Genomic DNA, 24,378 nt, shown 5'->3' on the forward strand with positions numbered 1-24,378 from the left:
GCGGCCACCGCCTGATAGTGCGATGCCCCGCGAATGACTTCCCCTGCCACACGTGGCTTTGCTCCCGAAGTCCCCGCGTCGAGCGCTTCGGTTTTGTCCTCTCAGCCGGATTCCCACGATCGGGCAGAGTTCGTTGATCAGCCCCCGCGTGAGATCAGGGTCGTAGCGGCAAGGTAGGGCGTGGCGGCGGGCCACGTCACCTTTACCTCTGTTCGATGTGGCCCATGCCTGTTTCTAGGCCCAAGAGCAGAAAACACAACCGGGCCTCGATCGCCTTCGATGATCCGTCCGCGCGCGCCGTTCCCGCGGGGTGCTTCTTCGTTTTCTCCCGGCGGTCAGGCCTCGACAATGACCAACCCATCCGCCAAAGTTCGCCGCAGCGCCCGGGGCCGATATTTCATGGGCATCTGACAGCCGATGAACGCACCCCGTTGCGCGAGCACCTTGGGTAATTCTCGGCGACCCCTTGTCGGCGAATACTTACCGTAGTAATGTTTTCACATTCGCCCCGACATGTTGAGTAGTAGCACTGGACGCCCAGCGCAACGTGGCCGTTGGCACCACTCCAATCGCACCGATTTACCGAAAGGTCAGTATGTCGACCAGTTTCCAACTCCCAGATGGATTTCTTTGGGGCGCCTCAACCGCGGCGCATCAGATCGAGGGCATGAATGTCAACAGTGATTTTTGGGCCTATGAGCACAGTGGTTTACTCCCGGAACGCTTTAGGGAAACCAGCGGTGACGCGTGTGACAGCTATCACCGCTGGCGGGAAGACATGGACCTTTTGGCGGAGCTTGGATTTACTGACTACAGGTTCAGCATCGAATGGGCGCGCATTGAACCGGCGCCGGGCGAGTTCTCCAACGCTGCAATCGCCCACTACCGTCGCATGGTTGAGGGGGCGATCGAACGAGGTCTTCGTCCGATGCTGACACTGCATCATTTCACCTGCCCCCGGTGGTTCGATGAGCAGGGTGGGTGGGATTCAGAGGATGCCGTTGATCTCTTTGGACGCTTCGTTGACGCCGCGGCCCCCATCTTTGCGACGAATGTTAAGCATATTTGCACCATCAACGAGCCCAACATGGTTGCCAGGTTCGCAACGTTGCGCAAGGCGGTCCTGGCGGACAACGATTTGCAGCAGTCAGGGAGCCTCGAACCTGACGGTGCCACCACCGGGGCGCTGATAAGAGCCCATCAACGAGCAGTTCAGGTGATCAGGGGCGTGACGCCGCACATCCAGGTCGGATGGTCGGTGGCAATCCCGAACTACTTCGTCGTCGACGGAGGGGAAGCGAGAGCGGCAGAGATAGCGTCCCGTTCGCGGGATGTCTTCGTCCTCGCCTCCGAGGGTGACGACTGGATCGGGGTGCAGGCATACACCCGGGTGTTCGTCGGGCCGGACGGGGAACTGCCGGTTCCCGAAGGCGCACCGAAGACGCTCACCGGCTGGGAGTACTACCCGCCGGCGCTCGGTGAATCGATTCGCAGCGTTGCCCAACTCGTGCCGGGGACACCCATCATCGTGACCGAGAACGGCATCGCCGAAAGCGATGACACGCGCAGGATAGCCTACACATCCGGCGCTCTTGAGGGGATGCGCGATGCAGCAGCAGACGGTATCGATATTCGCGGGTATTACCACTGGAGTGCCCTGGACAACTACGAATGGGGAAGCTTCGTCCCGACTTTCGGATTGATTGCGGTCGATCGGAAGACGTTCGTTCGTACGCCGAAGCCGTCCGCGGCATGGCTCGGCGCCGCCGGTCAGTCCCGATCCATCGAACTGATCTCCGATGACCTGATGTCCGAAAGCGTCGTCTAGCTTCACATCGCAACTTCAGCTTCTCCCAATCACCCGCATCTCGACCGGCTCACGGAGGGGTGTTCAAAAGCAATGCTCCAGACACCCCTCCCCCATGTTCAAAGGAACAGCCCGTGACATCGTCGTCAGGCAATCCCGGCGGTACAACCGCGATCACCACAGCACCACCTTCGCACCAGACTGCGCCTGAAGCGGAAGCCAAGACTCCGCGCAGACTGATGGCCTCCATCGCTCCTGCAACCTTCAGCATTTCCCTCATCTGGGGCGCGGTCCCGTCGATCCTCTTGGCATTGCAGGTTCAGCAGGCCTTCGGGGAGGACGCCAAAGTTGCGGTTCTGGCCCTTGTCTCAACGTTCGGCGCCTTCGCGGCCATGATCGCCCAGCCCGTCGCCGGGGCCCTGTCCGACCGCACGCGGAGCCGCTTCGGCAAGCGGGCCCCGTGGATCGTCCTCGGTTCCCTGTGCGGCGGACTCGCCCTGATCGGCCTGGCATTCGCCAGTAACCTCGTCTTCTTGATCCTCGCCTGGGTCATGGTCCAGATCAGCTTCAACTTCGCCCAAGCTCCGTTGAGTGCGATCATGCCCGATAGGGTGCCTCGGGCGGTCCGTGGAACGTTCGCCGCCATCCTGGGTCTGGGATCCATGTTCGGCTCTCTCGGCGGACAAATTTTGGCGTCCTCGTTTTCGAAGAACATCCCTGCGGCCTATCTGCTGCTCGGCGGATTCGCAATCATCATTCTGACGCTCTTCGTCGTATTGAACCCGGACCGCTCCAGCACGGACACTGTCGTCGAGACCTTCGTAGTGCGTAGCTTCGCACACACGTTTTGGGTCAGCCCCGTCAAGCACCCGGATTTCTTCTGGGCGTTCACCAGCAGGTTGCTGACATACACCGGCTACTTCGTCGTCGTCGGGTACAAGCTTTACATCCTCCAGGACTACATCGGCCTGGGAAAGGACGCGATTGCCTTGATCCCGGTCGTTGGACTTGTCTCACTGGGCGGACTGCTGTTCAGCACTCTTGCCGCGGGGAAGCTTTCCGACCACCTGGGCCGGCGGAAACCGTTCGTCTTCGTCTCCGGCTTGGTTGTTGCCACGGCCTTGTTCATCCCATCGGTACTTCCCAGCGTGACCGGGATGTTGATCATGGCCGGCCTCGCCGGCTTCGGTTTCGGCTGCTTCCAAGCTGTCGACGCCGCCTTGATTTCCGAAGTTCTCCCCTCGGACCGCTCGTTCGCCAAGGATCTCGGCGTGGTGAACATGGCCGTGACTCTTCCGCAGATCCTTGCCCCGGCATTCGCCGGTTTAATCGTGCTCACGTTCGGTTACGCACTGCTGTTCCCTGTCGGCGCCGCAATAAGCATTCTTGGAGCGATTTCCGTGATCCCAGTCCAATCGGTCAAATGACCACCCAAAGCCCGAACAAATCCCTTCAGAAGGACAATGTAGAAACCATGACCTCCAACAAAGCCACCCCGCTCAGCCTCGAGCAAAAGGCGGCCCTGACCTCCGGCGCGGGTTGGTGGGACACCGTGTCTTACCCCCAGGCCGGGATTCCCGCGGTCGTGATGTCGGACGGCCCGCACGGGCTCCGCTTCCAAGAATCGGACGCCGACCACCTGGGCCTGTCCAGCAGCGCCCCGGCCACCTGCTTCCCCCCGGCGGTCGCCCTTGGTTCCAGTTGGGACCTCGGGCTCACGCACCGCGTGGCCTCGGCCCTCGGGCGCGAAGCCCAATTCTTCGGTGTCAACGTGCTCCTCGGGCCGGGAATCAACATCAAGCGCAGCCCGCTTTGTGGCCGCAACTTTGAGTATTTCTCCGAAGACCCGCTGCTGAGCGGAGCGCTCGGCGTCGCCTGGGTGAAGGGTCTCCAGTCCCAGGGCGTCGGCGCATCATTGAAGCATTTCGCCGCAAACAACCAGGAAACGGACCGCATGACGATCAGTGCGGATATCGCCGCGCGCCCGCTCCAGGAGATCTACCTTCGCGCGTTCCGCCGCGTTGTCATGGAAGCGAAGCCGTGGACGGTGATGTGTTCCTACAACCGGATCAACGGCCTGCACGCCTCGCAGAACCCCTGGCTGCTCACGGAGATTCTGCGGGACGAGTGGGGTTTCAATGGCGTGGTCGTCTCGGACTGGGGTGCCGTGGTGGACCGGGTCAAGGGACTGGCCGCCGGTATGGACCTGGAGATGCCCTCCTCCTCGGGTGCCGGCCCTGCCCGGGTGGCCGCGGCCGTGCGTTCCGGAGAACTGGACGAAGTCAGGTTGGACCTCAGCGTGGCGCGCCTCACGACGCTGGCCGCGAAGAGCGCGTTCGGTGCCCGCCCGGGAATCATGTTCGACGCCGAGGCCCACCATGCGCTGGCCCGCGAGGCCGCCGTCCGCAGCGCGGTGCTGCTCAAGAACGACGGCGGGCTCCTTCCCCTGGATCCGGCCTCCGGGCAGAAGATCGCGGTTATCGGGGAGTTCGCGCGCACCCCGCGGTACCAGGGGGCCGGGAGCTCGCAGGTGGTGCCCACGCAACTCGACACTGCGCTTGACGCCATCAAAGGGCTGGCCGTCAACGCGGGAATCCGTTTCGCCCCGGGCTTCACCGTGGACGGCACCTCCGACCCCATCAGGGACTCCGCACTGCGCCAGGAGGCTGTGCGCACCGCGGCGGAAGCCGACGTCGTCGTACTCTTCCTCGGTCTTCCGGCGAGTTACGAATCCGAGGGTTTCGACCGGGAGCACATCGAGTTGCCGGCAGAGCAGACCGCACTGCTTGAGGCCGTGAGCTCCGCGAACCGGAACGTCGTGGTCGTGCTCGCGAACGGCTCCGTCGTGCGACTCTCCGGCTGGGCGGACAGGGTCCCGGCCATCCTGGAAGGCTGGCTGGGAGGCCAGGCGGGCGGCTCGGCAACGGCGGATCTGCTGTTCGGTCGAGCGAACCCTTCAGGCCGCCTGACCGAGACCATCCCGCTGCGGATCGAAGACACGCCGGCCTATCTGGATTTCCCGGGCGAGGGCGGACATGTCAGCTATGGCGAGGGCCTGTTCGTCGGTTACCGGCACTACGACGCCCGCAAACTGGAGGTCTCCTTTCCGTTCGGCCACGGCCTGAGCTACACGAGCTTCGAGTACTCCGATCTTCGCGTCGACAACGCCGACGGCGGTGCACGGCTTGCGGTCAGGGTGCGCAACAGCGGCGACCGTGCCGGACGTGAGGTGGTCCAGGCATATGTGCAAGCCCCGTGTTCCCGGGTGCAACGGCCCGAACGTGAACTCAAAGGTTTCGCTACGATCGAATTGCAGCCCGGCGAAGCCGCCGAAGTGGTCATCACCGTACCCCGCGACGAATTTGCCTACTACGACGTCGGCGCCGCGGCCTGGCTGGTGGAGGAACTGGAATACTCGTTCCAGGTGGGCACCTCCAGCCGCGACCTGAGACTAGCCGCTGCCGTCCACATCCAGGGCGACGACTTCGTGGCCCCCGTCGACAAGGAATCCACACTGGCGGAGTGGTTCCGTCACCCGGTCGGCGGCCCGGCCTTGCAAGTCCTGCTCGAACCCGTACTTGCTTCTGTGCGCGAGGGCGCACTGAAAGGTTCGCCGCGGGAAAAGATGATCATGGGCACGCGCCTCGGCCAACTCGCCCAGTTCCCCGCGGTGCCGGTCACCGAGGATCAGCTGGACGTCTTGATGGCCCAGGTTTTCAGCAACTAGACATCCTACATGGCGGTGTGGCGGCCTTCGGGCCGCCTCACTGCCATGCGTCACCTCGCGTCGGGGTGTCTCCCAAAGCTGCCAGCCACATGCTGATGGTGCCGCTGTGGTAGGTCAGGGTTTGTCAGCCGGCGGCCAGGGGGTGCCTTCGCTCGAAGGTGTTGAAGCTGCGTCAACTTTCATTGGGTCCCTGCACTCGGCCTTGTCAAAGGCAGGCGGCGTGCCGCTGGCCGAACCGCGGCGTTTGCGAGGACCGATCCCGTCCGCCGGCTCCGGGTTCACGGGCGCAGGCGGGTGCGGATCGCCTTCGCCGAGTAGGCCTTCTCCCCGCGCACCGGTCCGGGCGCAGCCAGGAGAATAAGGGGCCGGCCCTGCAGTCAACGAGGGCATGGATCTTCGTGCACTGCCGGGACGGGACCGGCCAATTCCGTGATCGGCCGACCCATGGCTCAGATTCATCTAATTCGACAGGCCCCCTTTGGTGCGGGGGGAGGTGTACTGGGGTGAACACAGATTGAAAGAATGCTCATGTCTTCTCGACCCGCTTCTTCCGATGGAGGTCAGGGCCGACCCGGCGCTAACCCGCAGGAAAACGATCCAGTCCGCCTCAGCGCCGGGGTAGAAGGCAAGAACTTCCTCGTCCGCAAATCCCATCGTCGAAACTCCGGACGAGGCTGATTCACTACCGACACCCGACAGGGAACCAGAACAGGAATTCGAGGGCACTGTGAAGAAGGAATTCTCTGACGCACTTCTGGAGTCACCGGGTTCCCAGCAGGCGCTGGGAACCCGCAACCGGGAAGCCGTCATCAAGGCGCTGAGGGCGACAGGTCCCACGACACAGGCTGGCCTGGCGCGACTCACGGGGCTTTCCACCGCGACGATATCCAACGCCGTGGCCAGGTTGAAGTCCGCTGGGCAAGTCGATACGCGTCCGGCGGTCAGCTCAGGACGCAAAGCGATTCTTGTCCAGCTGAGAGACTTCAAGACGGTATTCGCTGGCCTTGAAGTCACTCAGCGGCATGTGAGGGTAGTGCTGCTTCGTTCTGGTGGAGAAATTCTGGCAAGGGGGCAGTTTTCCCTGAACGAACCATCAAGTTCGGCCGATTTCGTTCGAATGTTCTTGAGCACCCATACGGATGCCGCTGGCTCAACGCTGCAAACGGCAGCGCTTGCGGGCATAGTCGCAGCAGTCCCATCGCAGAATCATAACAACTTTCACGAGCCCGGGCTGATGGGGGATGTCCTGGCCGGGATAGCAGAGCATGCAGACGGCGTGCCCTTTTTCGTCACCTCCTCGCCCGCAATGAGTGCCTATGCGCACTCCCGCCTCGCCGACGACAAATCAGTCCGCCTCCTGTATTTCGATGTAGGTGATTCGGTAACCGCAGGGTGGGTCAACAACGGTCAGCCCGGTCCCGGAGATACGAGGTATGCCGGCCGGATCGGCCACATGAAGGTTGTTCAGCACGGCCTTCCTTGCCACTGTGGAAACAGGGGCTGTCTTGACACCGTTGGCTCGCTAAAAGCGATCCTGGACGCCTACGGTGCCCGCAGCCAGAGAACCAGTTCTCTTCCAGAGGTGATCGCCGCAGTCAATGCAGGCGACGCCGCCGCCCTACGAGTAGTGGAAAACGCCGCGGACGCGTTGGGTCAAATCGCTGGCGCAGTTACTTGTCTGCTCGCCCCGCAACAAGTCATTCTCGGCGGTCCATTCGGCGCCTTGGGGGCGACGCTTCTTGAGCCCTTTGCACGCAGTCTCAGGCGGACAGAAAATCCAGGAGCAGGGATTCGCATCTCCGTTCAACTCGATGCTCTCGGAGACTTCGCATCCGCCACCGGCGCAGCGCATTTCGCTGCTGCCACGGCTGCCTACGTCAACCGCGACGGTTCCGCATCCGGCAACGTGAAGCAGATGCCAGCTGCAAACCCGGGAAACAGCGGCCGTCCAAGCTGGCGGACCGTGCCCTTGAACACTCGAATCCCCTTCTAGCCAGCGCGCGGGTGCGCTGGCTGTCGACTCCGCGGGCTCAGGTGACGCACGACAAATCACGCGGTTTGCCTGACTCCATGGCGAAATCGCTGACCAAGGATCCTCAATGTCGAGCTCAACATGGACCAAGCTGCCCGGTCAAAACCGACCACGAATTCGTGGCCTCGTTGACTCAGTCCTGCTTCAGAAGAGGGAGAGTCTCATCAACAGTGGTGCGCCATGAGGCGCTTCTAGTTCGAATGGAGGTGGAAGGCCTTCGTCGGCTGGCATCCGTAGTTGCTGGCTGAAGCTGACGGCAGCCTGATCCACGGATTGGTGGCGAGGGTGGGAGTAGCCGTGTCAAAGTCGGGACGGTTCAGGATTCCTTTATGGGCCGGGTCCGATGAGCGAGACGAGAGGGTATATGCGAGGAACCAGTGTTGTTACGCCTGTTGAAATGTAGGCCTGCTCAAATCAAGGGAATAGGGGTGTAAAGCGGCAACTCTAAACTGACCACAGACGGCAAATTTGATTGACCGTTCCCTTGAATTCCAGGGGTCGTTGCAACTCCCGCGCTTAGCTGGCTATCAGTAAATTGGCCGACATCGACCGCCACAGAACCCTGGAACTGATCCCGACCGCCCGCGTCAAGCGCCGGAAACCGGCAAGATCCGCGTCGAGATACTCCAGAAGGCAGTCGGGGTACGTTGTTGCGTGACCGGCCAGTTGCTGTTCCCGGTGTCCGCCCGCGGCGCGTCCACCCTGATGTTCCTGGAATATCGCCCGCGACCGCCTAGGTCGGGCACATGATGCGTCAGTTATGCTGATGGACATGTTGCCGCCAGAGGTCGGAATCGCATTCGCTATCACGTCGTTTTTGCTGATCGTTGTTCCCGGTCCAAGCGTGCTGTTTGTGATCGGGCGATCTTTGGCGCTGGGGCGGCGGGGTGGCTTGCTCACCGTGATCGGGAATGAACTGGGCGGAATCCCCCTGATCGCAGCCGTAGCCCTTGGAATCGGCACGATCGTTTCAGAATCCATCGTTATGTTTACGGCCATCAAGGTAGCCGGAGCTGCCTACCTGATGTTTCTGGGTGTTCAGGCCATACGACACCGTCACGACCACGCGCATTCGGTGGAAAAGAGCCACCCGCCTGTGCAGGGTCTGCGAGTCCTGCTCCAGGGTTTCTTCATTGGTGTCACAAATCCGAAGTCGATCGTGTTCTTTGTAGCCGTGCTGCCGCAATTTGTCGACTATCACCGTGACGGGGTGGCTGGGCAGATCCTGGTTCTTGGTCTCATTTTCACTGCAGTCGCGTTCATCTGCGATTCGGTCTGGGCCCTTACCGCGGGAACCGCTCGGACTTGGTTCGCTCGGTCTCCCCAACGCATGAGCCACATGACCATGGCGGGCGGGGGCATGATGATCGGCCTCGGCGGGGTCCTCCTGTTCACTGGAAACAAGCACTGATCCGCATTTTTCCTGGCGGGCCCGTCTGGAATTGGCGGCTGTCGGCTTACGTGACGGTTTCCGGCTGGGCGAGATGGCCGTGAAAACGTCACCCGGCTGTCTCCCGGGCAGACCGATTGCGGGAATTGGTGGCCGAAGGAAGCGACGCAGTGCCGGCTTTTCCTGGGCAAGACACCGGATTACTCACATGCGCGGGAGCAGTAGCCGACGCTTCCTCCGCAGGGGGTACTCCAGAGATACAAGCTCTTTTGACTCCGCCAGGGGTGGGCCGCACCGAGGCGGTGCCTTGCGGATGACGGAATCACCGTGAAAGGAGCAGAGCGTCGCCCTGCCCACCTCCGCCGCATAGCCCCACCGCGGCCCTTCCTGTGCCGCGCCGGAGTAGTTCGTGCACAGCGGTGACCACGACGCGGGCTCCGGATGCTCCGAGTGGATGGCCCAGGGCAACGGCGCCACCATTGATATTAACCCGTTCCAGATCCACTCCCAGCAGTGAGGCTGAATGGAGGACAACTGAGGAAAATGCTTCGTTGATTTCAATGAAATCAACGCCGGAGGCTGTCCAGCCTGCCGACTTGAGTGCCGCCTGAATAGCCCGGCCAGGTTTGTCTGACAGCCATGTGTCCGGGCCGGCAATTTGGCCGGCGCCGGCAACGCTGGCCAGGATCTCGTAGCCGTTAGCCAGAGCATATTCGCGGGTTGTGAGGACGACGGCTGCTGCGCCATCGTTCAGAGGGGATGCGTTGCCTGCGGTTACACTCCCATCGGGCGAAAACGCCGGTTTCAGCTTGCCCAAAGTGTCAGTGGAACTGTCGGCGCGGACTCCCTCATCCCTCGTGATCAGTTCCTTTTCCCGTCGACGGGGGACCTCGACCGGAACAATTTCCGCCCCAAAAAGCCCGGATGCTTGGGCGCGGCTGGCGCGCTGGTGAGAGGCAGCTGCAAACCTGTCCTGTTCGTCGCGGCCAATTCGGTAGGCCTCGTTCTCCTTGTCGGTCGCTTGGCCCATGGCCTCTTGACTGAAGGCATCGGTGAGCCCGTCATGGGCTGCGGAATCGATCAGACCGGCATTTCCGTAGAGGTGGCCGGACCGGGAGCCGGGAAGCACATGCGGCGCCTTACTCATTGACTCCTGGCCACCAGCGACGACAACTTCCGCTTCCCCGAGGCGCAGCATGCGGCGACCGTCGATGATAGCGCTCAAGCCGGACAAGCAGACCTTGTTAATGGTGACCGAATGGGCGTCGAGCGGGATTCCGGCGGCCCTGGCGGCCTGCCGTGCGGGGTTCTGTCCTGCCCGTGCCTGCAGTGCCTGACCCATGATTACGGCCTGAACGGCATGTGGAGCAATCTTGGCCTGTGCGAGGGCGCCACCAATCGCTGCCGCTCCGAGCTGGACCGCAGAGAGTGCGGACAGCTGTCCCATCAGTCTGCCCTGGGGAGTCCGGGCTGCACCGATGATTACGACGTCATTCAGAATGTTCAATGGGTTCCTACCTTTGAAGCGGACTGTTCGGCGGTTCCGGCGGTCCCGCGCAGGTCTGGGTGATATGAACTGCCGGTGGTACGGTCCAACAACGGTGTGAGACCGCCAGTGTGGAAGGGATAGTTGGCTCCGAGGATCATGCATAGGTCGATTTGTTCAGGTCCTGGCACCACCCCTTCACGGAGCATGATCGCGACTTCATCCGCCAGCCCGGCTAGTATCCGGCTGCGGACCGCAGCGGGGTCGGCAGGAAGCGGGGCCGGCAGGATATTTTCCGCAGCAGCGGAAACAAAGCCCCTGGGGTCCAAGTATCCTGGCAGCCCGGCATCGACAATCGCTTCCAGGCTCAGCGTCGAGGCAAACCGGTCAGGGTAAGCCTCGTGCATACGTCTGCAGATTCGCAGTTGGACAGTCGGGCCGATGAACTGAAGAAGCGTCAGGGGTGTCATCGGCAGCCCGAGGGGGTCCAAAGCGTGGTCAACGGTCCTCGGGTCCAGGCCGCGGTCGATCAATGAAAGAACTTCGCAGAATAGCCTGGCCAGGATGCGGTTAACCACGAATCCGGGCGAATCACCGACAAACACAGCTGTCTTGCCCAGTCTCTTGGTGATGTCAAAAGCAGTGGCCAGTGAGATCCCGTCAGTTTGGGGGGTGGAGATAATCTCGACCAGGGGCAGCGCCGCTACCGGGTTAAAGAAATGGAGGCCTGCCAGACGTGCCGGGTTCACCATGTGTGTGCCCAACTCTTCAACAGATAAAGCCGAGGTGTTCGTCAGGATAAGGGCGTTTGGCCGGAGGATGGATTCGAGCTGGGCGAAGACCTCACGTTTTACGCCTAGATCCTCAAAGACGGCCTCGATCACCACATCGCACGCGGCGAAGTCGGCCTTGTCTGTGGTGGCTTTGATCAGGTCGCGGACGCCCGAGGCTGTGTCGCGATCCAGGCGGCCGCTTTGGACCTCTTTAGCCAATTGACCATCAATCCAGCCCATTGCGCTCGTGAGGCGTTCATTCGAAAGATCCGTAAGGAGCACTGGCACCTTGAGCCTCCGGGCAAACAGCAGCGCCAGCTGGCTCGCCATCAATCCGGCACCGACGACGCCAACCTGACCGATGCTTTGGGCCTGGGCGTCCGGTTGACCCACCGGCCTTCTGGCAAGGGATTGTGTCAGATGTTGGGCATACATGCCCGCCCTCGCCTGATCTGAAAGCAGGAGTTCCCCGAAGACGCGAATGGTTGCATCTTCGGATTCGAGCACCGGTCCCGGCAACGCCCGGAACTCTGCCAGAAGAAGTTCGAGTGCGCGGTATGCGGCGGGCGCGGCGCCATGGACCTTGCGATCGAGCTGCTCCTGGACTGTGATCAGTTCCTTCCATTCGCTCGTCTTGCCAGGTGCACGAACAGGTGAAACGACGCCTGACAGTACAGAAACCGCGAAATCCAAGGAAGAACGCAGGAAGTCCGGTGCTGGAAGCACAGCATCCACGAGGCCTAGCTTCAGGGCGGCATCCGCGCTCAGGTTCTTTCCGGCCAGCGAGTCGAGGATCATCAGTTTCGCGGACGGCCCGGCGCCAAGAAGGTCGGCGGCGCGCCGGATTCCTCCCCAACCGGGAATCAGCCCGAGGCGTACCTCGGGAAAACCGAGGACCGTGTCCCGTGAAGCGACCGTCCGATGGTCGGCGTGCAGGGCGAGCTCAAGCCCGCCACCGAGGGCAACGCCGTTCAAGAAGGCAAACGTGGGGACGGGGAGGGCTGCCAGCTCCGAAAGACATTTCAGGCCCTGGCGGGCGACGTGCTCCGCCTGTTCTTGATTGGATGCCTCGCTCATTTTCCTCAGGTCGGCTCCGGCGCAAAAGGTCTTCCCGGAGCCGGTCAGGGCCACCGCGTCTATCGTGGCCAGATCAAGAGTGCGGAGGGCCTCGGCTAGATTTGAGATCGACTTTGGGCCGAGAGTGACCGGCTTGCCAATGTCGTTGACCAGGGTCAGAAGGGCGAATCGGAAGCTCCCGCGAGCAACGTAGGAGGTAAGGACGTGAGTTACGGATTCTGGAATCACTGCGCTCCTATTAAATGAAACTGAAATCACTTTTATAATCTGACTGGGCGGGTACGTCAAGAGCTACTGCGAAGGCCCGGCGGAGGAGAGCCCGGGAACCGGCCACGGGAATCAACTGCGCATGCCGAACTATCCGCATGCAGCGTCCGGGGATGTCTCCTGAGTGCTAGCCTCTCGCCGACGCCAACCCGGCGTCAGCAGCCCCGATCCTCGTTGTGCAGCGCGGAGCCAACATCCGTCACGCCAAGTGCACGGGTGCGGTTCACTGCCTGGCGATCCCAAGGCAAGGCGGACGGCCAGGGCGAAGTACCTTGTGCCCGGCGTGAGGGTCAGGCTCGCAGGGGTGATCATGTTGTTCCGTCGTCGAGCTGGACCGCGGCCGGCCGGAAGTGCGGGCCTTGCGCGGCGTTCATGCCGGCGCAGGTCGTCATGATAAGCAGGCCACTTGCCGAAGAGGGGCAGCCGCGCACACTGGTACCGACGACACAGGCACCTCCCCTCGTTCCCTGCGATTGTGCATGCCTCCCAGGCGGCCCCGCTTGTGACGCCACCAATGGCGGCAAATTCGCCGGCAGGATGTCGGCGGCGTCCAGCAGATTCAGATCGGCAGTGACTGATCCGCCGTAGTGCAGGTCGGAATGAGTGAAGCTGGCGTGTCGAATCTCGGATTTGAAGACGGTCCCAGGCGTTGAATTCCCGCCGGTCTCTACTCAGGCAAGGGCGGGGCCCAGTTTCAGGCATGTGGCTTGGTGGATGATCCCCGAGGGGCCCGATGACCTCGGTGACTCTCGACCGGTTCAGAGTTGGTACTCGGCCGGACAGGTGGCCAAGACGGGATCATGTGGATCCAAGCTCATGCATCGGCCGAATTGCGTATTCCTGTATGTCAAGGAGCTTGCGTTCGCCAGCGTCAGTGCGGATCCACATGACCCCGAGTTCAGGCACTGCTGTTTCCACGAAGCCCTGGTACTGGAGGCCAAGTGAATCACGAGCGAGGACTAACTCCCCCGGTAGGATCCGGCAGAAACTCCGAGCTTCAGTCCTGGTTAGTCTCTCTTTCATTGCAACCCTCTTATGCCTGGACGGGCGGGGCGAATCAGTTCCCAACAGCTGGCCGGAATACTTACCACTGGATCTTTCCTTTCTCTGCCGAGCACCCTCCCAGCCAGATGCCGTGAAAGGGCCGAAGCGTCCCGACCGAGCCAGGCCCGGCGGGATCGAAAAACCCCTCTTCGGGTTTCGTGACCCATGAGAGCCCGCCCTCACCTGAGTATTTCGTAGCCGGAAGCCCGTCAACCGTGGCTGGGATACCGGGGCCACTGTCCGATGTGGGTGCCGGCCTGAACACGTTCCTGCGGCGGGCCGGAGGGCACCGGCGTGTTCGTCAGTTCGCGGGTTGTCGGGGAGCTGATCGTGTGGTCTTCCCCGTCCGGATTACCGACGCGCAGCCCGTGGGAGCGCGCTGCGGCGAAGCGTCAGCTTTCCTGTCCGGATGCGTAGAGGGCACGGTACCAAATGATGCTCACGGTATCGGCGGCTTCTTCCAGGTCAGGAGCCTGCCCACCGTGCCTTTCCGACTCGACGAACCAGTGGAAGGCCAGTTGCTCCACCATTGTGGCCAGGGCCACCGCGGCGTACTCAGGCTTCAGCGGATCTTTTCCGGAGGCCCGTCGCACGTACTCTGCCTTCCGGGTGAAAGTCTTCTGCCTGAGGAGCCACCACCTCTCAGCGCATTCCGGGACCGCCGCCGACATTTCCAGTAAGCCGGCGATGAGGTGGCGGTTGGAAAAGTAGGTCGAGAGGTATCGCCTCGAGGACTCTCTGAGCGATTCTTGTTCCCTGCCTTTGACCCAGCTTCCGTCTACTGATGTGAAGAGCGTTTCCACCAGCTCCTCCAGCAGCTCCAGGAACAGGTCATCTTTGTTGTCGAAGTAGCGGTAGATACTGCCCAGTGCAAGACCGCTTCGCTCGGCGATTTCGCCGACTGTGGCCCCGAAGTATCCTCGGTCAGAGAGTACCTGTCGGCCGGCATCGAGGATCCGTGCCCGCGTCTGTTGGCCCTTCTTGGAGGGCGCGGACCGTACGCTTGTCTTGCGCTGTGCAATCACGGGCGCTGCCATGATGAAAATTCCAATCGTGAAACTGACGTCATTATCAATAACTAGCGTACCAGCCGACACCCGGCGGCTCTAGAAGACAGTCCCTCCGGGGCGAAACGTTCATATTGGACATTGTTCCATTTCTTGGATTGGACACCACGTCCACTCCCCCGCCTGCCACTCGATCCCACCACCTGGATGAGGACGGAATGGGTAGTCCACACAACTGCATAGCGAGTGCCTATCCATTCTCTGCTCCCCTTCCACGTGGCCCCAGGACGGATATCTATTTGATCTCGGGGAGGTGCATGCTGAGCTCGGCATCCTCGTCGCCAAGACCTGGTCGGATGTCGATCCAGCGTGTCTCGGGAAGGAATTTCCACAGGAGCGCGCTGCACACCGCAGCAACAACCGCCATATACACCGCAGGCAAGCCGGCTCCTTGGGTGGCGAGGGCCGCCGCGATCAACGGGCCAGGTCCGGCGATGATGGCAGCGGCCAGATTGTAGCCGATCGCACTACCGGTCGACCGTGTTTCAGCTGGGAAGAGTTCGATAAACATGACCGTGGTGGTTGAGATATGCATTGCCTGGAAGATGCCGAACAGGACTATGCCAATCAGGACCACGACGGGGTTTCCTGTCAGCATGAGAAGGAAAGCGGGCACCGAGAAGATGGCAAGACCAGCGCCGCCGAGGAGTGAAATGCGGCGGCGTCCGACCCTGTCGGAGAGGTGGCCCATGACTGGGCAAAGAACCGCGTAAATAAGGGCACCAACAGCGACAACTCCCAAGGCAACGGCAGGGCGCATAGCCACGGTCGCGATGAGGTAGTTGGGCACGTACGCAGCAAGATAGTAGAAACCGAGCACCGTGATGGCAGAGAGGCCGAACGCTATCGCAAGGCTCTTCCGGTTGGTGCTGCCGACCTGTCGGATTGGTGCCGCGGTCACAGCTCCCTGCGCCTTCAGTTCCTTGAAGACCTCCGTGTCCTCCAACTTCAAACGGAGATACAGGCCAAGGAGTGTCAGAGGGAGGGCAGACAAGAACGGCAGGCGCCAGCCCCAGCTGATGACCTCGGCTGCTGGCAGGGTCGCGATAAGCAGTGCCGTTGCCGCACCAGCGGCAACGGCGAGTCCTCCGGTGAGAGGGATGACGCTGGCTGTGATCCCTCGCCTGTTCGGAGCCGCGTTCTCCACCAGGAATGCTGTGGAGCCAGTGTATTCGCCACCGGCGGAGAATCCTTGCAGGCCTCTTAGCAGCACCAGGATGATCGGCGCGGCTACCCCGATCTGCGCGAAGCTGGGAAGGAAGGCGATCAGTGCCGTAGCCGTGCCCATCAGGGTGACTGAGAGTACCAAAGCGAACCGGCGTCCCCGGCGGTCTCCGATTGCACCGATCACAAGGCCGCCTAGGGGCCGGAGCAGGAAAGCGACTCCGTACACCGCGAGCGTCGCGAGAAGCGAAGTGGAGGGACTTGAGCTCGGGAAGAAGTTCGTGCCGATCACCACGGCAAAGAACCCATAGATAGCGAAGTCGTACCATTCTATGAAGTTGCCGAGGCCGACTGCGACGAGGCGGCGATTGCGGTCGGGAGCTTCCGGCGTCATTGCCGGATGCTGCGAAGTGTTCATCATGTCATTTCACCAATTCTATGAAGATTGCATTGTTGGGTTTGGGTGGCACCTGCGGCCTGAAGACAGGCCGCTTTCGGTGCGCAGAGTTGGGTGCTCTCCACGAGAGGGCTACCCTGTTTCGCGGCTCAGCGGGTTCCGTAGGCCAAGCGGGTTGGCTTAGCGGAAGGCGGCTTCCCCGGTCAGGGCCTGGCCGATGATCAGCTGGTGCACTTCCGAGGTTCCCTCGTAGGTCAGCACCGATTCGAGGTTGTTTGCGTGTCTCATCATGGGATAGTCCAAGGTGACACCGTTGGCTCCAAGGATGGTTCGGCATTCCCGGGTGATAGCCAATGCTTCCCGGATGCTGTTCAGTTTTCCGATGCTGACTTGTTCGGGCCGCAGGATACCTGCATCCTTCAGCCGGCCGAGGTGCAGCGCCAGCAGCATGGCCTTGCCAAGCTCGACGGTCATATTGGCGAGCTTGAGCTGGGTTGTTTGGTATCCGGCGAGGGGCTTGTCGAAGATCAGCCGGTGGCGCGAGTATTCGATTGCGCTGTCCAGGCAATCGCGGGCGGCTCCAAGTGCTCCGAAGATGATTCCGAATCGTGCCTCGTTCAGGCACGCCAGGGGGCCGGACAGCCCACGGGCATCAGGCAGGACCGCTGTCGAAGGGAGCCTGACTCCGTCGAGGACGAGCTCGCTGGTGGTCGATGCCCGCAGGGATAGTTTGCCCGGGATGTCCTGCGCTGAGAAGCCGGGCGTATGGGCGGGAACCACGAAACCGCGGATCTTGTCATCGGTTTGAGCCCAGATCACGGAAACATCAGCGATGGAACCGTTGCTGATCCACTTCTTGGTGCCATTCAGAACCCAATCGTTGCCGTCACGCCGCGCGAACGTTTGCATTCCGGCGGGGTCCGAACCGAAGTCCGGTTCTGTCAGTCCGAAGCAGCCGATCGCGTCGCCCTTTGCCATGCGGGGCAACCACTCCTGCTTCTGTTCCTCGGAGCCCCATTTCCAGATCGCGTACATCGCCAGCGATCCCTGTACAGAAACGAGGGTTCGGATACCGGAATCTCCCGCCTCCAGCTCCAGACAAGCCAGACCATATGCGGTCGCACTCACGCCGGCGCAGCCGTATCCGTCAAGGTGCATGCCCAAGAGACCCAGCTTGCCCAGTTCCTGGGTGAGCTCCCGTACCGGGGTCGCTCCGGTTTCGAACCAATTGTTGATGTGAGGCCGGATGCGGTTGTCGGTAAAGTCTCGAACGGAGTCACGGACTGCGCGGTCCTCAGCCGTGATCAATGAGTCGATGCCGAACAGCTCAAACGGCGATTGTGGTGTAGTCATGACAGCAATCCATTCAGATCAGGAAGTGTTCGGAGGTTCGCGCTCCGCGTAGTCATCAGGAGGCCCGCCATTGTGGAACCCGTTTCTCCAGGAACGCGCGGGTGCCTTCAGTAAAGTCACTCGTCTGTCGGATCCTGGTCATGCTGGCCTCGGCGGTTGCCTTGGCCTGTTCCACTTCCATGTCGAGTCCGGCGAGCAGGAGCCGCCGACTCTCGCGGACTGCGAGCGGGGCGTTGGAACAGACCCGGTCCGCAAGGGCCAGGGCTGCGGCCATCAGCCGGTCCGGGCTGACTACCTCGCTGACCAGTCCCAGCTGATAGGCGCGCTCAGCATCGATGGGGTCACCGGTGATCGCCATTTCCATCGCGACATTCTTCGGAATTGATCTCGGCAGGTGAAAAAGTCCTCCGGCTGCCGCCACCATCGACCGCTTGACCTCGGAGAGCCCGAAGGAGGAATCCGATGATGCAACGACCAGGTCGCAGGCGAGGACAATCTCGAACCCTCCGGCAAGTGCCGGACCGTTGACTGCTGCGATGAGGGGCTTGGTCCGCTCCCGGCTCACGATTCCAGCGAACCCGCCGCGTTCGGTTTTCGCCGGGCCGCCGCCATTAGCTATTGACTTGATGTTGGCACCGGAGCAAAAGACGCTTCCGGAGGCTGTGATGACCGTGGCCCAGATCGAATCGTCCTTCTCAACGATATCGATCAGTTGTTCGATGGCCTCGGCCTCAGCATTGTCGATGGCGTTGCGGACCTCGGGTCGGTCGAGGACCAAAATGGCAACGTGGTCCCGCTGCTCGAATTGAACCATTGGGGATTGAACCTTCCTTGTCTGAACATGGCACCGCGCGGCGCCGCCCAGGTTGTTGTGGTGGGCGTTTAGGGCCTGGTCTCTTGGCCGAAGCAGTTTCGGAGTTCTTTCTTGTCGATCTTGCCCACGGATGTCACGGGCAATTCCGGAACGAGACGGATCTCATCGGGAAGCCATAGCTTCGCGACTCGGGGACGGAGCCAGTCCATTAGCTCGCCGGGACTGACGCTGCCGTCCTTGCTCAGGGCGACGACGGCGATGGGACGCTCGTCCCAGCGAAGGGATGGGACCCCGATGACGGCGACGCTGTCGACGGCAGGATGGGACTGGAGAACCCCTTCCAGCTCCACTGTCGGGATCCACTCGCCGCCCGACTTGATGAGATCCTTCAACCGGTCTCGCAGTCGGATGTATCCGTCGGGGTCGATGCTGGCTGCGTCCCCAGTGCGGAACCAATGGTCGGAGGTCGAAACAGTCGTCCCTCCTGGTTCTCCGTGGTACCGGGCCGTAACCCACGGTCCCCGGCACTGCAGTTCACCGCTCGCCACACCGTCCCAGGGCAGCTCCTCCAGAGTGTCTTCACGAACGATCCGGAAGTCGACGCCCGCAATGGGAATGCCTTGTGATGATGTGACCTGTTTCTGCGCTTCCGGGTCAGCTGCATCGATGTGGGGGCGCGTCCTGGCCATTGAGGCGAAGGCCCCGGTTTCAGTCATGCCCCAGACCTGCATCATCGGTTTTCCGGTTAATTCGCGGCAGAGGTACGTCAACCGTTCCGGCACGGCGCTTCCGCCGGAGCAAAGCATCCGCAGGCTCGACGCGTCCCGTGTGCGCAGTTCAGGCAGTACCCGCGACCAGACCGCGGGTACTGCCGTCGCCAGGGTCACCCGATGGTCAGAGATCAGCCCGGCGATCGCTGCGCCGGAATTGTCAGAGCCCGGCAAAACGAGGTTGGCTCCAGCGGCGACAGCGGCATATCCCAGGTCCCAGGCATTGGCGTGAAAGAACGGAACCAACGGAAGGATGGTGTCGTTCTCACTGATCGCGGTGGCGTCCGCCTGCAGCAGCGCCATCGCATGAAGCCACAGCGAGCGGTGGGAATAGACGACGCCTTTGGGGTTTCCCGTTGTCCCGCTTGTGTAACAGACAGAAGCTGCTGCGTTCTCGTCGTCGGCCTGGATTTCGGTGTTCCCGGCTGCTGCAAGGAGCTCTTCATAGTCGGTAACAACCAGCTCCACGGGTAAGTCAGGATCAACATTCGGAGCACTTGGTTCGTCGTTCATGACGACGATCTGCCGCACCGTGGTGAGCATGTGCAGGTGGGGGGCGAGCCGGGGCAGCAGGGAGCGATCGACAAAGATTACGTCGTCTGCGGCGTCATTGATCACGTACGTCAGCTGTTCCGCGGGAAGCCGCACGTTCAGCGGGTGGAATACGAGGCCCGAGAGGGGTCCCGCGAAGCTGATCTCCAAATGCCGGCTGCTGTTCCACGCGAAGGTGCCAACCCTTGCGCCCTGACGCAGGTGCAAGCCCCGGAGGCCTCCGATCAGGCGCCTGGTCCGCTGGGCCCAGTACGCATAGGTGGTGACAGAAACTCCATCGGGCGAAGCCGAGATGATCTGCTTTTGCCCGAACTGACGCTCCGCCCTGCGGAAAAGCTGATCGAGCGTAAGGGGGTAGTCCTGCATGGTGGGTTTCATCGGGCGTACTTCCGGTTCGGGCTGGCTGCGGCTGCCCTTGCTCGGGCTTTGGATAACGGTGTTCAAGAGAGTCACTGTGCCGCCTCGATGAGGATGGCATCTGTCTGTCCGAAACCGCCGCAGATGGCTGCTACAGCCCATCGGCCGCCGATTCTCTTGAGTTGCCGGGCCGCTGTGAGCACGAGTCGCGCTCCGCTGGCCCCGGTGGCGTGGCCGATGGCTACGGCTCCGCCGTTCATGTTGGTGCGAGCGGCCAGCTGCTCCTCCAAACCGGCGTCACCATCTGCCAAGGTCTTGATGCTGACGACGGCCGTAGCGGCAAATGCCTCATTGATTTCGATGACGTCCAGATCCCGCGGGGTCAGGCCTGCATTCTGCAGGATGCGGGCAATGGCCAAACCCGGCAGGTACACAGAGGACGTCGGTGTTCCCGCGATCTGCAGGTGCGAGTGAACTTTGGCGAGCGGGGTTGCCCCGTTGTCCGCCAGCGCCGCGGACCCGGACAGGATCAAGGCGACGGCCCCATCATTCAGGCCTGGAGCGTTCCCGGCTGTGACCGTGGGCCCGCCGTAGACCGGTTCAAGCCGGGCGAGTTTTTCCAGACTGCTGTCGGAGCGGGGTTGCTCATCCAATCTAAGGTCGCCGCCTGGGGTGCTGACTGGTGTGATCTCGTCGTCGAAGTACCCATCAGCCAAGGCCTTGAAGTACCGTTCGTGGCTCTGCAATGCCCAGGCATCCTGCTCTTCACGCCCGACCCCGCGATTCACTGCTTCCTCGCCCGCTGAGCGGGCGATGGAGCCGCCGCCGGCAAGTGGATTCCGAAGCATCAGCAAATCTTCAACGGTGAGGTCCCCCCGTTTGGATCCCCAACGGGTCTCATGCAAAAGACGCGGCGTCTGGCTCATCGACTCGATCCCCAAGGCAATCGTGGATCGGGCGCCACTTTGAATGGCCCGCCACCCCAGCCCTACAGTCGTCATGCCCGAGCAACAAGCACGGTCCACAGTCAGGGAAGGCAGCGTTTCCGGGAAACCGGCGGCCATGGCGTATTGCCGGGCGGGAACCATCAGGCCACCCTCGATCATGGCCATGCCCGCGTTGAGCTCTGACACGTCCTGCACGGGCCAAGCCGTGCGTTGGACGACTGCCTGCAGGGTTTGACGGGCGAGGTCGACCACGGAAACCTCACGCAGCCCGCCGCCGAAGCGACCGAACGGCGATCGGATGCCATCTACGATCCACACGAGCTGAGGATCAGACATTTACTCTCCTTTGAAAAATGAAACTGATGTCACTTTTATAACTCCTGTCCTGGTCCGCGTCAAGAGTGGAGCGCGCGCGGGACGTCCACGAGGCTTTCACCGTGTTGAGCCACGAGAGCGCGGGGACACAGCAAGTGGTGGAGACGGCGGCCGCAATGATCGGCGCGCCGGTGGTGGTCGAGGACCTGCAGCACCTAGTCCTGGCATATTCCGCCCGCCGCCTCGCACCGACGGAATTGTTGGACGACTGGGAGCGGAGATCGCGGACCCTCCTTCGCCGGCGCCGGCCGATGGCTCGGCCAAGCGGATCGGTCCCGCGGAACCGTTGAAAACGCGATCGCCTATGAGCTTGATGATGTGACTACTCCGGTGGACCTCGTCCCGTCGGAGAATGTCGGCATGGACAAGATCGGCAAGGTTACGTATACGTTGAAGTAGGTCCGGTTCGTCACGGATCGACCAACACTGCAATGTATGAAGAGCGCCCCATCCTCCCGGATGAGGCGCTCTTCCATTGTTTCGGTTCCAAGACATGTCGGACGACCAAATTAGGCTGGTTGCATGACCTCTCAACCCCGAGTACTCGACACTGCCTCGGAGTGGCTGCACTCAGCCCTTTCGGATCCCGACGGCGACGTCGTCCTCACGAGCCCTTACCTCTCCTATGTCGTATGCAGGAGCATCGCCGACGCGGCGATCGGATCATCCCGCTCATGGACCCTCTACACAACGCTGGATCCGCTCGCCGTGGCGAGCGCGTTCCTCTCGGTCCCGGGAATGGCGCTCTTGCTCGACACGGGAGTCGAGGTTCGCCACGTTGACCGGCTTCACGCCAAATGTTTCCTCGTTGGCAGTCGAGGGATGCTCGGATCCGCCAACCTCACCGGAGCAGGACTGGGCAGCTCGGTGAATGCGAACCGTGAGCTTGGTGTCGAGCTGGATCCGGATCAAATTGACGAGGCACGGAGGATGATTCTCGCCTGGCCTTCCCGGTCAGTATCGAAGAGCGGCCTGGACATCTTGGCCGTGCAAGCCAACAGGCTACCGAAGCCCGCTCCGGGGGTGAGGGACCAGGACGAAGACTCAGCGCTTCTTGACGTCGAACGGCTCCTTGCCGATGCCCGGGAACCGGAACGATCTCTCTGGGTGAAGGTTGAGGACGGTGCTCCGGTCTTAGACCATTGGCGGCAAGAGTGGAGATTTGCGAACCCCGGTTCAAAGCGGGGAGACAAATGGATCGGAGAACCCTCTATCAAGACCGGCGATCTCGTCTTCATCTGCGCGACAGGGACCAAGGACTGCTACGTCGTAGTCGAAGTGACAACAGATCCGGAGCTTCTGCCGGAGGACTACGTCGAATGGGCTGCTTACCGGGAGGGCGAGGACCCGGAGCGATGGCCCTGGGTCAACCGCACTAGGCCACGCCTTGTTCCTTCGAGTCTCATCGATTTCACTTACGAAGACCTCCGTGGAGGAAAGAAACTACCCCGTGGAAGCCGTTTCCGGCTGAGCCCTGAGGAGTTCGTCGCAGGTGTCCGAGTCCTCGCTCAACTGCCGACGGATTGATCCACTCGCATAAGGCGGATCATCCGATCCGTATGGCATGGGCACCCTTCGTGTCTCAGGATGAGGCACATTCGCGTTGAGCAGTGCGTGCCATCAGCGCAATCCGCCCCCACCCTCTTAGTCGCGGCCCGCGCGCAGCGAAAGGATCTCGCCAGGCTCGAGGACCTGGACTGCGTCTCGTGCGACCTGTTCGATTGCCCGTCACAACTTGATGAGCCCCAGCCAACCCCTACACGGTCGACGGACTGACTTAGACGAGAAACACCCTGGCACGGTCCCCAATCACATGCGGCAAGGACGTCTCCGGACTCATTCCCTCACGCCCGCCACGGCGGGAAAAGAAGGCACCAACGTTACTAATGAGATGGGTCATTGCCGTGTCACAAAGACGTCCACAAATAGGCCAGAACCCGCGTAATTCCTGTGATTATGGCACCCACCCCCTTTAGCAACTTTGGTGCGACGGAGATCACGCGGTCAGGCCAGACACTGTTAAGAAAGGAGATGGGTGCTCCTTAGGCAGAATCTTCCCTGCGTACTGAACCGGGAAGACACATGCCTGAGGTGGGACTCGAACCGGGCTTCCGGGCCCGGAAACACTGGGAACTCCCGAAAACATCCCGAGTACGGCCCAGTCCGGCCCCGGTACGGCCCAGTCCGATGGCAAAGGTGTGCACATTGCGCACACTCTGTTCTTCTCGTTTGGAACTGCTGCGACGCTACACACACGGGGCCAAATTACTTTGTCCTAGCCGCAAAGTGGTCAAGGCTACAGCCTTTGCTGTCACGGGCCCGGCCGCGCAGCAACACCGCTTAACCGTCTGTGAACAGGGTCGTAAAGTTGGCAGATGAGGAGCAGTACGGGGGCATAAAAAGAACCGCCGCCCCATTTCGGGACAGCGATTCTTTTGGGACTGGCGCAACCGGGTGGTGCGTTTTGTTGTGGACTATGCCGCGACGGCCACCGATACCGGGAGGGCTTCGATGGTTTTGTTGAAGATCCTCTGCACGATGGCCGAGCCGATAGCTCCCAGAAGGAGCATCAACCAGAAGGCTGCGTGCCGACCCAGCCCCTTGCGGGTGAACGTTTCGACGCCGACCGAATACTTCCAAAGCCATACGACATTGGCGATCGGTACGATGAGCAGCCAAGCCGACGGAATGGCCGTGCCTGACTTGTTCATCTCGTTCTTGGTCTTAACACTCCAGACAAGGGCGTAGATGCCGAACGTGATTAGGGGCAAAAGCAAGGTCGCTGCGATACTGCGGTATTTCATGGGTCCTCCTGTAGATGAATCCCATTCCGGACAAGCCGGAGACGGGAAGACTCAGGGCAGCCACTGACAGTAACGGGCCACAATCACTTGCGGATTCGATCCTGCTTCGTTGCCGAGCTCAAGCGTCCAGTATGACTATCAGCCGCGCCAGAAGCTTCGTAAGGCGTTTGGGGCG

General features: G+C 61.6%; 16 protein-coding genes and 1 pseudogene. 7 read left to right on the forward strand and 10 right to left on the reverse strand.

Annotated elements, in window-relative coordinates; genetic code table 11:
* Positions 1-595: 595 nt before the first annotated feature.
* The 5 genes from OOZ51_RS03255 to OOZ51_RS03280 all read left to right on the forward strand — a co-directional run bounded on the left by OOZ51_RS03255 (position 596) and on the right by OOZ51_RS03280 (position 8,977).
* A complete protein-coding gene (locus tag OOZ51_RS03255; protein WP_265977463.1) occupies positions 596-1,828 on the forward strand; it encodes a glycoside hydrolase family 1 protein in 1,233 nt (410 codons plus the stop codon).
* Between the two features lie 113 nt (positions 1,829-1,941).
* Complete coding sequence (locus OOZ51_RS03260; RefSeq protein ID WP_265977464.1) at positions 1,942-3,234, forward strand: MFS transporter; 1,293 nt, start codon at positions 1,942-1,944, stop codon at positions 3,232-3,234.
* Positions 3,235-3,281: 47 nt separating this feature from the next.
* Entirely contained in the window at positions 3,282-5,534 is a 2,253-nt protein-coding gene (locus tag OOZ51_RS03265; RefSeq protein ID WP_265977465.1) for a glycoside hydrolase family 3 C-terminal domain-containing protein, read from the forward strand.
* Between the two features lie 727 nt (positions 5,535-6,261).
* Positions 6,262-7,527, forward strand: a complete 1,266-nt coding sequence (locus OOZ51_RS03275; RefSeq protein ID WP_265977466.1) for an ROK family transcriptional regulator — start codon at positions 6,262-6,264, stop codon at positions 7,525-7,527.
* Positions 7,528-8,338: 811 nt separating this feature from the next.
* A complete protein-coding gene (locus OOZ51_RS03280; protein ID WP_265977467.1) occupies positions 8,339-8,977 on the forward strand; it encodes a LysE family translocator in 639 nt (212 codons plus the stop codon).
* Between the two features lie 301 nt (positions 8,978-9,278).
* Here OOZ51_RS03280 and OOZ51_RS03285 read toward each other — a convergent pair whose 3' ends face one another.
* The 9 genes and pseudogenes from OOZ51_RS03285 to OOZ51_RS03325 all read right to left on the reverse strand — a co-directional run bounded on the left by OOZ51_RS03285 (position 9,279) and on the right by OOZ51_RS03325 (position 21,360).
* Positions 9,279-10,463: an acetyl-CoA C-acyltransferase gene (locus OOZ51_RS03285; protein ID WP_265977469.1), complete on the reverse strand. Its 1,185-nt coding sequence runs from the start codon at positions 10,461-10,463 to the stop codon at positions 9,279-9,281.
* Positions 10,460-12,520, reverse strand: coding sequence for a 3-hydroxyacyl-CoA dehydrogenase NAD-binding domain-containing protein (locus OOZ51_RS03290; RefSeq protein WP_265977470.1), 2,061 nt, complete (start codon positions 12,518-12,520; stop codon positions 10,460-10,462). Before OOZ51_RS03290 ends, OOZ51_RS03285 begins: the two co-directional genes overlap by 4 nt.
* A 347-nt stretch (positions 12,521-12,867) precedes the next feature.
* Positions 12,868-13,188 (reverse strand): annotated as a pseudogene (locus OOZ51_RS03295) (aspartate 1-decarboxylase); the annotation flags it as partial.
* An 807-nt stretch (positions 13,189-13,995) separates the two neighbouring features.
* On the reverse strand, positions 13,996-14,640 hold the full coding sequence (locus tag OOZ51_RS03300; RefSeq protein WP_265977471.1) for a TetR/AcrR family transcriptional regulator: 645 nt from the start codon (positions 14,638-14,640) through the stop codon (positions 13,996-13,998).
* 265 nt (positions 14,641-14,905) lie between these two features.
* Entirely contained in the window at positions 14,906-16,255 is a 1,350-nt protein-coding gene (locus tag OOZ51_RS03305; protein ID WP_265977473.1) for an MFS transporter, read from the reverse strand.
* Between the two features lie 156 nt (positions 16,256-16,411).
* Positions 16,412-17,584, reverse strand: coding sequence for an acyl-CoA dehydrogenase family protein (locus tag OOZ51_RS03310; RefSeq protein WP_265977474.1), 1,173 nt, complete (start codon positions 17,582-17,584; stop codon positions 16,412-16,414).
* A gap of 55 nt (positions 17,585-17,639) precedes the next feature.
* The gene (locus tag OOZ51_RS03315; RefSeq protein ID WP_265977475.1) at positions 17,640-18,398 is read right to left on the reverse strand and encodes an enoyl-CoA hydratase-related protein; all 759 of its coding nucleotides are present in this window, start codon (positions 18,396-18,398) and stop codon (positions 17,640-17,642) included.
* Positions 18,399-18,466: 68 nt separating this feature from the next.
* Positions 18,467-20,173 carry a long-chain-fatty-acid--CoA ligase gene (locus tag OOZ51_RS03320; protein ID WP_265977476.1) on the reverse strand — a complete coding sequence of 569 codons (1,707 nt, stop codon included), beginning with the start codon at positions 20,171-20,173 and terminating at the stop codon, positions 18,467-18,469.
* Positions 20,170-21,360 (reverse strand): thiolase family protein, encoded by a 1,191-nt coding sequence (locus OOZ51_RS03325; protein ID WP_265977477.1) that lies wholly within the window; start codon positions 21,358-21,360, stop codon positions 20,170-20,172. Before OOZ51_RS03325 ends, OOZ51_RS03320 begins: the two co-directional genes overlap by 4 nt.
* Positions 21,361-21,461: 101 nt before the next feature.
* On the opposite strand from OOZ51_RS03325, the gene OOZ51_RS03330 reads away from it, so the two are divergent.
* Together OOZ51_RS03330 and OOZ51_RS03335 are read left to right on the forward strand one after the other, a co-directional pair.
* A complete protein-coding gene (locus tag OOZ51_RS03330; RefSeq protein WP_265977479.1) occupies positions 21,462-21,689 on the forward strand; it encodes a hypothetical protein in 228 nt (75 codons plus the stop codon).
* Positions 21,690-21,921: 232 nt separating this feature from the next.
* A complete protein-coding gene (locus tag OOZ51_RS03335; RefSeq protein ID WP_265977480.1) occupies positions 21,922-22,926 on the forward strand; it encodes a phospholipase D-like domain-containing protein in 1,005 nt (334 codons plus the stop codon).
* A 947-nt stretch (positions 22,927-23,873) separates the two neighbouring features.
* Here OOZ51_RS03335 and OOZ51_RS03340 read toward each other — a convergent pair.
* Positions 23,874-24,203 carry a DUF4234 domain-containing protein gene (locus tag OOZ51_RS03340; RefSeq protein ID WP_265977481.1) on the reverse strand — a complete coding sequence of 110 codons (330 nt, stop codon included), beginning with the start codon at positions 24,201-24,203 and terminating at the stop codon, positions 23,874-23,876.
* Between the last annotated feature and the right edge of the window lie 175 nt (positions 24,204-24,378).

This window comes from Arthrobacter rhizophilus (genome assembly GCF_026241105.1).
In the GTDB taxonomy this organism is placed as follows: domain Bacteria; phylum Actinomycetota; class Actinomycetes; order Actinomycetales; family Micrococcaceae; genus Arthrobacter.